The organism is Streptomyces sp. NPDC059534 (assembly GCF_042743475.1).
Lineage (GTDB): Bacteria > Actinomycetota > Actinomycetes > Streptomycetales > Streptomycetaceae > Streptomyces.
The window spans coordinates 330,046-338,143 of the sequence record NZ_JBHWAQ010000005.1 but is presented as its reverse complement, the minus strand read 5'-3'; the positions used below and the strand labels follow the sequence as shown (position 1 = coordinate 338,143).

At 71.6% G+C, this 8,098-nt stretch carries 10 protein-coding genes; all 10 read right to left on the bottom strand.

Going from position 1 to position 8,098, the window contains the following annotated elements:
- Positions 1-85: 85 nt before the first annotated feature.
- A complete protein-coding gene (locus tag ACFVZH_RS09205; protein WP_384894869.1) occupies positions 86-223 on the bottom strand; it encodes a hypothetical protein in 138 nt (45 codons plus the stop codon).
- A gap of 52 nt (positions 224-275) precedes the next feature.
- On the bottom strand, positions 276-557 hold the full coding sequence (locus ACFVZH_RS09200) for a hypothetical protein (protein ID WP_384894867.1): 282 nt from the start codon (positions 555-557) through the stop codon (positions 276-278).
- Between the two features lie 95 nt (positions 558-652).
- Positions 653-2,038: a hypothetical protein gene (locus ACFVZH_RS09195; RefSeq protein WP_384894865.1), complete on the bottom strand. Its 1,386-nt coding sequence runs from the start codon at positions 2,036-2,038 to the stop codon at positions 653-655.
- A gap of 57 nt (positions 2,039-2,095) precedes the next feature.
- Positions 2,096-2,662 carry an MOSC domain-containing protein gene (locus tag ACFVZH_RS09190; RefSeq protein ID WP_384894863.1) on the bottom strand — a complete coding sequence of 189 codons (567 nt, stop codon included), beginning with the start codon at positions 2,660-2,662 and terminating at the stop codon, positions 2,096-2,098.
- Between the two features lie 7 nt (positions 2,663-2,669).
- Positions 2,670-2,903, bottom strand: coding sequence for an acyl carrier protein (locus ACFVZH_RS09185; RefSeq protein WP_384894861.1), 234 nt, complete (start codon positions 2,901-2,903; stop codon positions 2,670-2,672).
- A complete protein-coding gene (locus tag ACFVZH_RS09180; protein ID WP_384894859.1) occupies positions 2,891-3,958 on the bottom strand; it encodes an NAD(P)H-dependent flavin oxidoreductase in 1,068 nt (355 codons plus the stop codon). The genes ACFVZH_RS09185 and ACFVZH_RS09180 overlap by 13 nt, the downstream gene beginning before the upstream one ends.
- On the bottom strand, positions 3,955-4,830 hold the full coding sequence (locus ACFVZH_RS09175) for a hypothetical protein (RefSeq protein ID WP_384894857.1): 876 nt from the start codon (positions 4,828-4,830) through the stop codon (positions 3,955-3,957). The genes ACFVZH_RS09180 and ACFVZH_RS09175 overlap by 4 nt, the downstream gene beginning before the upstream one ends.
- Positions 4,817-5,728 (bottom strand): diiron oxygenase, encoded by a 912-nt coding sequence (locus ACFVZH_RS09170; RefSeq protein WP_384894855.1) that lies wholly within the window; start codon positions 5,726-5,728, stop codon positions 4,817-4,819. Before ACFVZH_RS09170 ends, ACFVZH_RS09175 begins: the two co-directional genes overlap by 14 nt.
- Positions 5,729-5,733: 5 nt before the next feature.
- Positions 5,734-6,690 (bottom strand): inositol monophosphatase family protein, encoded by a 957-nt coding sequence (locus tag ACFVZH_RS09165; protein ID WP_384894853.1) that lies wholly within the window; start codon positions 6,688-6,690, stop codon positions 5,734-5,736.
- A complete protein-coding gene (locus ACFVZH_RS09160; RefSeq protein WP_384894851.1) occupies positions 6,687-8,009 on the bottom strand; it encodes an aspartate aminotransferase family protein in 1,323 nt (440 codons plus the stop codon). Before ACFVZH_RS09160 ends, ACFVZH_RS09165 begins: the two co-directional genes overlap by 4 nt.
- Positions 8,010-8,098 lie beyond the last annotated feature (89 nt).

The following is an 8,098-nucleotide window of genomic DNA, read 5'->3' as shown; positions in this document are numbered from 1 at the left end:
TCTACCGCCTCGCCTATCTGGGCCTCGGCCACGTTCTCACTGGTCATCGATGCATCCTCCATGATCGGGAGTTACACCGAACGATTTACAGTCCCGTCTCAGCCGGCACTGAGGTCTCGCATCGGGCCTCGACGCAGTACCGGAAGAGATACCGCACGTGGGAGGGCTTGATGCCGGTACGGGGATCCGCCGTCGCGTAGACGATGACCTCGTAGTCGCGCATGTAGTTGGTGTATCCGTGGTGTGCGCGGCACGGGACTCGGGGCCGAGCTCGTTCATCCGGCCCAGGATGGCGATGGCGCGCTGGGCATGGCCTCGGGCCAGGAGGCGAGGGCCTCCAGGGAGGAGCGCATGGAGTCGGGGTTGGCGTTGTAGGCGTCGTTGACGATGGTGACGCCGTCCGTGCGGGTGGTGACCTCCATACACCAACGGGACTGCGGGGTCGCGGCGGAGAGGAGGTCCGCGATGTCGGCGACGCTCAGGCCGGCCTCGCGGGCGACGGCTGCGGCGGCGAGGGAGTTGGAGACCTGCGGGGCGCCGACGAGCTGGAGCGACACCGGGGCGCTTACGACGCGGCGCGAGTGACGGGTGCAGGGCCGGGCGGCTGGCCGGGGCGCGGTCGACGTGCCCCGGCCGTCGTGAGGGGCCGGTCTCAGTCGGCGACGGAGCCCGGGTCGTCGAGTTCGTGCAGCCCAGCCGGGTCCTCGTCGCTCTGTACCTCCCCTGCCGCGGTGACGAAGCGCTGGGCGTGGCCCCGGTGGACGCACAGGAGTTGGTCGTGGGTGCCGGTCGGGTCCCGGTGCACGGCCAGTGCCGGACCGTACTTGCTGTGGTGCCCGGGCATCTCGGTGTCCGTGCTCCATCCGGTGCCGTCGAAGGCGGACCACCACAGCTGCTGGCGCGCGGGGTCGCGGTGGACGCACATCAGTTTGCCGTCGAAGACGGCGAGGCCGATGTTGCTCCGCGTACGGTGCCCCGGCAGCGCGCCCTCGGGGGTCCAGCCGGTGTCGCGCAGCCGGCTCCAGTGGATGGCCCCTTCCTTGGGGTTGCCGTTGAGCAGGTGAAGGGCGCCGTCATACACGGCGAGTGCCGGGGACCTCGTGGTGGCGCACCCGGGGACGGGTTCGGGGGTTGTCCAGTGGTGGCCGTCCGGGCTGGTGGTGACCATGATCCGTTGGGCGGCGTCGGCGTAGGCGAGGTGGAGGGCTCCGCGGAAGACGGCCAGCGCCGGGCCGTAGACGCTCTCGGCGTGCGGGACCGGCCGGTCCGGCGTCCAGCTACCGCTGTCGTAGGAGGTCAGCGCGATGCCCCAGTCGCCCGAGCCGCCGCGGTGCGCGCAGTACAGGCGGTCCCGGAACACGGCCAGGGCCGGGCTGCCCAGGGTGTGGTGGGCGGGAAACGGCTGGTCCTCGGTCCGGCTGCCGTCCGCGCGGTGCGCGGTCCACCACAGGTCGGGATTGTCGCCCCGGCCCTGGTAGACGCAGTACAGGTCATCGCGGAAGACGGCCAGGGCGGGGGTTTCGGAGGCGTAGGGGGCGGTGAACTGGGCGTCGGTTCCCCAGCCCGTGCCCGGTGCGAACACGCTGAACCAGAGGCCGGTCTCGCGAGGCGGCGCGTCGAGGGCCATGGGGGCGAGGAGGGTGGGCACGGACCATGGTGAGAGCAGCTCGCAGCCGGTGCCCCGGGCGGCCGACCTGATCTGTTCGGCGCGGCCGGTCAGCGCCGTGTCGACGGCTCCGGCGACACCCGCGGGAAGGGATCCGGCGAGCACCTCCGACACCAGGTCGCGGAAGCCGTCGACGGGCCCGGTGCTGTCGAGGTCCGCGAGGCGGGCGGCGGCCCGTCGGTCGAGGCGGAGGGCGAAGCCCCACTCCAGGGGGCGGACGGAGACGGCCGTCCCCGCCGCGGCGAGCTCCTTGGCCGAGTCCTCCGCGCGCTCCACGGCCTTGGCCGAGGGGGCGTCCGCGCCGAAATCGGGTGCTGCGCCGTGTGGCGCTGTGCCGTCCTTCCGCCCGGGGGCGGCGCCTTCGATCGCCATGTTTGTCTTCCTGTCTGCAGGGCCACGGCCGGGCTGGTCGCCCTGCGCGCGGGCGAGTCATCCGGATACGCGGGCATGGGGGCTTGTGATGTGTGGTGTTCCGTCGGGCACGGTTGCCGGGCCGGCGAGCGGGAGGATTCGGTCGCCCACCCGGATCGTTCCGCCGCGGATCACCTCGGCCCGCAGCCCGCCTCGGTGCAGCAGGCCGCGTATCAGGCCGGGGCGCACCAGGTGTTCGAGGCGGGCGCAGGGTTCGCTGAGTTTGAGACCGCGCAGGATCACCGTGCCGATCCGGAACTCCCGGTCCACCAGAGGGTTGAGCCGGATGTCTCGGCAGACGAGGTTGCGGCGGCACTCGGCGGGGGTGAGCGTGATGCCGTGTTCGCGGGCCAGGGCGTCGAGGGCCTCGGCCTCGATGAGGGTGACGTCGCAGACACCGGACGCCCGGCCGGCTCCCCGGCGCCGTGGCCTGGGGCCTTCGCCCGCCCAATAGTTACGGTCTCCTGCCAGGCCGCGGCCCGCCACCGCGTGGGCCTGCGTGACGTGGAAGGTGGGCTCGCCGACGCGGGCGGCGAGGTGCAGGGAGGTGATCCGGGCGGGTCCGGGCAGCGGGTCCTGCGCCATGGGCGGTTCACCCTTTCAGGAAGGTGTCCTTGAGGGAACGAAGCGTGCGGAACTGGTCCACGTCGATCCGGTCGATCTGTAGTTCCCGCCCGATCAGGTCCTCCAGGAGGAGGATGAACTCCATGAAGCCGAGCGAGTCGATCAGCCGGCTCTCGATCAGGTCGAGGTCCTCCGGGATCTCTTCGACGGTGGGGTTGCGTTCGCGCAGCCAGTCCACGACCGGCTTGATCACGTCGTCCATGGGTCCCTCTCCTGGATCCGGTTCGGCCGGGGGAAGCGGCTCGTGCGCACGGTGGTGGCGTTCGCGGAGCCGGGGGAGGCGGCGTGGGGCCCGCGGGCGTTCTCGTACTCCCGGCTGAGCCGGGCGACGGTGACGGCGGCCGGGTGCCGGGCGGTGACGCGGGCGCAGGAGCGGCCGCAGTACATGGCCATCTCCTCGACGCGGCCGGTGGTGCCGTCACCCGGAGCCGCCGCGCTGTAGCGCGGTACCGGGTACTCCCGCCCGTCCACCTGCGTGGTGGCGATGAAGGTGGCCGGGGCGCGTTTCGCGGTGTCGGTGAGGGGATTGCGCAGGACGCGGTGCGGGCGGTGCGGCCAGCCGATGTCGAACAGGGAGGTGACGAGGGTGTCGTCGGCCTCGGCCTCGACCACTCGCCGTTTGAACTCCGGGTGCGCGGTGGATTCTCCGGCCGGGACGAACAGGGTTCCGGCCATGGCCCCGTCCGCGCCTCGGGCCACGGCGTCCGCGAGGTCCCGTCCGGTGGCGATCCCGCCCGCCACGGCCAGTACGGCGTGCGGGTAGCGGGCCCGGACGGCGGTCAGCAGGAGGTCCACGGGCAGCCGGCCGAGCAGGTGGCCGCCGGCTTCGGTGCCCTGGAGGACCAGGACGGCCGCACCCTGTCCGAGGGCGGTGCCGGCGTCCGCGAGGGTGCCGACCTGGACCACGAGCGGGTGCCCGGCGGCCTGGACGGTCCGGGCCGCGTCGGCGTCGGGCAGCCCGAAGGAGGTGACGAAGGCGCCCGGGGGCAGTTCCGGCAGGACGGCCCGGAGCTGGTCCAGGCAGGCGGCCGGTCCGGTGACCTCGGGGACCACGTTCACTCCGAACGGGCGGGTGGTGGCGGCCGTCACCTCCCGCACCAGCCGGGCGGCCCGCGCGGGTGGTTCCTTGTACAGCGCGAGGGTGCCGCCCGCTCCGGCTTGGGACACCGCGGCGCACAGCCCGGGCCCGGCGACGGCGCCCATCCCGGCTTGCAGCAGCGGCAGTACGAGGCCGAGCCGGGCGGCCAGCCGGGTCACGAGCGCTCACCCGTCCGCCGTACCGCGCGGTGCGCGGCGACCAGATCCCCTTCGAAGCGGTCCCCCAGGGCGTGCACCCATCGCTCCAGGCCGAAGGCGACGCAGCCGGTGAAGGCCGGGCGGCCCGCGTGGCGGATGGCACGGCGCTCGCCGAAGAAGTTGCGGTGGTTGTTGGTGGAGGACACGGCGGTGCCGTCGGTGTGCAGGTACTCGTCCTTGACCGGGGCGAGCATCTGCAGGACGGCGCGGGAGCCGTCCTTCTCGAAGAACGGGTCGGTGGCGGGCTGCCGGTCCAGGGTGAGGCCGAGTGCCGTGCCGAAGGCGGCGATCCGCTCCTGGTGCCGGTCGAGGTGGGCCCGTACGGCTTCGGCGGAGCCGACGCACACGATCTCCCGCATGGTGAACCCCCAAAGCCGGCGCAGCCCGTCGTGGTGGTCCTCGTTGCGGAAGCACTGCGCGAGGGTGGTGATCAGGACGGGGGTGTCGGCACTGGTGCCGGAGAGGTGCAGGAGGCAGCCGTAGCAGGCTGCTGAGGGCAGCAGGTGGGTGGCGTCGGCCAGGTCGGCCGCGGGCACTGCGGTGGTTCCGGGCGGGGCCGCGGCGCCGGCGGCCAGCCGGTCGGGGCGGATGCGGGTGACCGGGCTGCCCAGGTGCGGGAAGTTGCGGAAGTAGTCGAGGTCTCGCAGGTCTTCGGCCCGGAGTAGCGGTGGGTAGCTCTGCCGCCGGGCGCCGGCCTCGGTGCCCCAGCGGGTGAACACCGCGTCGAGCGCGTCCTTCAGCAGGACGGCGGGTTCGTCGAGGGTGGCCAGTCCGTCCCGGACCGACCAGGTGGTCCGGGTCTCCCCCGTGGCCGCGGGGTCAGTGATGGGCATCGAGCACCCCGATCCGGTGGAGGAAGCCGGTCGTCTTGTGCAGGACCTTGGCGTGGGCGGCCTGCCGGGCGGGGTCGGTGAGCAGCCGCCGGCGCAGCGCGAAGCCGTCCGGGAGTCCGGCGTCGCGGTAGACGGCCGGGTTGTAGAAGGACTCGATGCCGGTGGTGAGGTAGCGGCCGAGATAGCTGCGCAGTTCGTGCCGGGCCGCCTCGTCCAGGCCGCGGTCGAGGAGCCGCTTCCACAGCAGGTGCACCAGGCGGCAGCCGAAGGCTATGTGCCGGGACTCGTCCTGGTGGTGCAGCCGGTTGATGTGCCGGACGGTCGGGTGCAGGCGGGGGTCGGCGGCCAGCTGGACGTTGTAGTGGTCCACGATCTGCTCGAAGATCAGGATCCGGGCGAAGACCAGGAAGTTCTCGACGTCCGGGTCGCGTGGGGGCTCGGGCAGCTTGAGCGACTTGTCGGGGTAGATCTTGCCGGCGTACTTGAGGCAGAAGGTGGCGAAGAACCACATGTGGTCGTTCTCCTCACCGATGAAGTGGTGGAAGAACTCGGAGGGGAGCTCGAAGCCGGTCGTGTGGACGCGCCGGGTGACCTCGATGAGCAGTTCGCGGATGCCGTGCACGTTGAGGCTGTAGAAGTTGACGCTCTCCCACCGGCTCAGGGCCTGGAGCTGGGTGGGGCTCAGCTCGTCCATCAGCTCGGTGCCGTGGACGGAGAGCAGTTCGGGGGACATCCAGAGTTCGTCGGTGGGGATCGAGGCCGGCCAGTCGAAGGTGGTGAAGGGGTTGTAGTAGTCCGCGGTGGCCTTGTCGGAGAGCCGGTCGAGCAGGGTCCGGAACTCGGTGTCGTCCGCTGTCGCGGTGACCGCCCGGGCGGGCGGGATGTTCGGGGGGCACATGGAGGTCACTCCTTCCAGCGGATGGTCGACAGCAGGGCCCGGTGGAGTTCGGGGGTGGAAGCGGCCACGCAGGAACGCTGGTTGGCGATGCTCAGGTCGGTCAGGACGGTGTCGCCGAGCGGTTTCCCGTAACCGTCGGTGATGACCGCCCCGGCACGCTCGGCGAGGAAGACGGCCGCCGCGATGTCGTACGGGAACAGGTGCAGGACCCGGCCGTTCCCGACGCGTTCGAACTCGGGCAGCAGCGCCGGATCGTCGCGCAGCAGCCGGTTGCCGATGTCGACGTAGGCGTCGAGCTGGCCTGTGAGCACCCGGGAGATGGACCAGGTCGCGCTGTTGAAGACGAAGACCCCGCCGGTGTTGGCCGAGCGGTCGACGAGGTGGCCGTACGCCTCGGTCATCAGGCGGGCCGGGTGGCCGTTGAATTCCAGCGACCAGAGCATGCGCGCGGGGTCGGTGGTGCGGGTCAGCGCCGGGACGGGATGGTCGTAGCCGTGCGCCGTGATGCCGGGCGTCACCCGGTCCCCGTAGAGGTAGGCGCCCGTACGCAGCTCCATCAGAATCGCGTGCTCGACGTCGGCGATGCGTGGGCGCTGCGACATGCGGGCGACGGCGACCGAGACGGTGGCCGACTCCAGGCCGGCGACGGCGGGCCGGGTGCCGTCGATCGGGTCGACGACCAACAGGTGGGCAGGATCCGTGCCGTGGTACTGCAGGCCGCGGTCCTCGGAGTAGACGGCGACGGGCAGATCGTGGTCGGCGACGTACTTCCAGGTGGCCGCCTCCGCGATGTCGTCGAGGCCGAACTGGGCGTCCCCGCCGGGCGAGTGGCCCCGGACCAGGCGGCTGCCGGCCCGGTGCTGGGCGGCCAGTACGGCCTCACGGACCGTTCCGGCGAGGCCGGTCACGTACTGCCGCATGGCCGCGGCCCCCGGGGAGCCGTCATGCTCGGGTCCGGTCATGCGGCGGCCTCCGCGGCGAAGAGGGATTCGAGCCGGTTACAGAGCAGATCGGCCTCGGCGCGGGTGAGGATCAGCGGCGGGCGGATCTTGATCACATTACCCCGGCCGTATCGGGAGGTACGCAGGATCAGGCCGTGGTCCATGCCGCGCCGGGCCAGGGCCTGGGCCCGTTCGCTGTGCGGGCGTCCCTGGTCGTCGCCGATCTCGATCCCGATCATCAGGCCAAGGCCGCGCACGTCCACGACGGCGGGGTGGCGGGCGGCGAGCGCGCGCAGCCGTTCCATGACGTGGGCGCCGACCTCCCGGACGTTCTCCAGGAAGCCGGGGCGGCCGATCACGTCGAGGGTGGTGGCCGCCGCGGCGGCGGCGAGGACGTTGCCGCCGTAGGTGAAGGAGTGGTGGTCGCTGCCCAGCCCGGACATCCGCTCGTCGGCGACGATGGCCGCGACCTGGGCGCCGGAGCCGCCGAGGCCCTTGGCGGTGGTCAGGATGTCGGGCCGGACCTCGTAGTGCTCGGCGGCGAACATCCGGCCGACCCGGCCTATGCCGGTCTGGATCTCGTCGAAGATGAGGACGATGCCCCGTTCGTCGCACAGGGCGCGCAGCGCGGCCAGGTAGCCGTCGGGGGGCACGATGTTGCCGCCGCTGCCGGAGACCGGTTCGACGACGACGCAGGCGACGCTGCCGGAACTGGCGTGGTCGAGGAAGTCGTTGATGCGCTCGACGCAGAGCATGCCGCAGCTGTCGGGGCCCGCCTGGCGGTAGAAGCAGCGCAGGCAGTAGGGGTCGGGGACCTGGAGCACGCCGGGCATCAGATGCGGGAAGGGGGCCTTGCGGAAGGACTCGCCCGACATGGTGGTCGTCATCATGGTCTGGCCGTGGTGGCTGCGGAACAGCGTGACGACGTCGCGGCGGCCGGTGGCGAGCTGCGCCATCTTGACAGCGCCCTCGTTCGCGGTGGAGCCGCCCGACACCTTGAGGTGCACCTTGGTCAGGTTGGGAGGGGTGACCTCGACCAGCCGCCGGACGAGCTCGTTGACGGGCGCGGTCTGGAAGGTCGAGGTGGTGTGCACCAGCCGTTCAGCCTGGTCCCGCATCGCTTTGACCACTTCTGGATGTCCGTAGCCGAGGCTCAGGTTGAAGGTGCCGGAAGCACAGTCGAGGTACTCGTTGCCGTCGGTGTCGTACAGGTGGACGCCCTCGCCGTGGTCCATCTCATACGCGCTGACCGGGTAGTACAGGTGGTTCTGTGCGTAGCTCAGTGCATCGCTTCGTACGTCACTCCGGGCGTCGTGCTGGGCGCGCATGAGGTCGGCCATGTGACTCCTGTCGAATTCCGTCCGTGGACGCGACTGACGGAGAATGTCGATATCTCCGGGCAGCGGAATGAAGGGTTCCCTCGGGATTT

Excerpts from the sequence above, each read along its gene's own strand:
- ACFVZH_RS09175 (WP_384894857.1), bottom strand. The coding sequence starts at position 4,830 with ATGCCCATCACTGACCCCGCGGCCACGGGGGAGACCCGGACCACCTGG.
- ACFVZH_RS09205 (WP_384894869.1), bottom strand. The coding sequence starts at position 223 with ATGCGCGACTACGAGGTCATCGTCTACGCGACGGCGGATCCCCGTACC.
- ACFVZH_RS09185 (WP_384894861.1), bottom strand. The coding sequence starts at position 2,903 with ATGGACGACGTGATCAAGCCGGTCGTGGACTGGCTGCGCGAACGCAAC.
- ACFVZH_RS09160 (WP_384894851.1), bottom strand. The coding sequence starts at position 8,009 with ATGGCCGACCTCATGCGCGCCCAGCACGACGCCCGGAGTGACGTACGA.
- ACFVZH_RS09170 (WP_384894855.1), bottom strand. The coding sequence starts at position 5,728 with ATGTGCCCCCCGAACATCCCGCCCGCCCGGGCGGTCACCGCGACAGCG.
- ACFVZH_RS09190 (WP_384894863.1), bottom strand. The coding sequence starts at position 2,662 with ATGGCGCAGGACCCGCTGCCCGGACCCGCCCGGATCACCTCCCTGCAC.
- ACFVZH_RS09165 (WP_384894853.1), bottom strand. The coding sequence starts at position 6,690 with ATGACCGGACCCGAGCATGACGGCTCCCCGGGGGCCGCGGCCATGCGG.
- ACFVZH_RS09195 (WP_384894865.1), bottom strand. The coding sequence starts at position 2,038 with ATGGCGATCGAAGGCGCCGCCCCCGGGCGGAAGGACGGCACAGCGCCA.